The 635-nt window shown below is 46.0% G+C and carries 1 protein-coding gene; it reads right to left on the bottom strand.

Annotated features, from left to right (window positions below):
- Positions 1 to 566: IS30 family transposase (locus ACT3SX_RS15445; RefSeq protein WP_444761863.1), on the bottom strand; the 566-nt coding region annotated here is incomplete at its 3' end.
- Positions 567 to 635 lie beyond the last annotated feature (69 nt).

Genomic DNA, 635 nt, shown 5'->3' with positions numbered 1-635 from the left:
TTCAATAGCCCCGTTTTACGTTCAACGAGCGTGACAATCGCTTGCTTGTGATGCTGACCGATAATGGTATCCGCTTCCCAGTCACCAATACGTGAGCGTTCTTCAACAATACAAGGGCGTTCATGAATCGAGACTCTGTCATTGATACGGCCTCGGGTCTCAGCAGTTAGACGCTGCCGGTATGGTTTGGCTTTACGTCTGAGACACTGCCATAACTTGCCGCCCTGTCTCTTATCACGCCAAATATAGCGATAAATGCTCATATGACTGATACCAGCATGAACGCCAGATATTTGCTCAGGACTCCAGTTCTCTTTAAGCTTGTCTGTCACCCATGCCCAGAGGTCAGCCACAATAGTTGTGGCGTTGTTAGCCCGTTTGTCACAAGCCTTGTTATTAGCATGCTTTGCTCGGTAACCTCGTAGGCTTTTATTACGCCTAAGCTCTCTTGATATGGTACTGGGACTTCTGTTTAACGCCCTCGCTATGAAATTAATACTATGTTTTGCCCCTTTAAGGGCATAAATCTGGTATCGTTCACCTAGGCTTAGATGCGTATAGCTCATGGTTGCAATCTCACTTTGGTCGGTGGATAAAAACTTTGATGCTAGCGCATTTAGGTCTTTTTTTCACCT

The organism is Psychrobacter sp. AOP31-B2-9 (genome assembly GCF_052378005.1).
Classification (GTDB): Bacteria; Pseudomonadota; Gammaproteobacteria; order Pseudomonadales; family Moraxellaceae; genus Psychrobacter.
The sequence above is the reverse complement of the archived record's forward strand: the minus strand, read 5'-3'. Positions and strand labels throughout refer to the sequence as shown.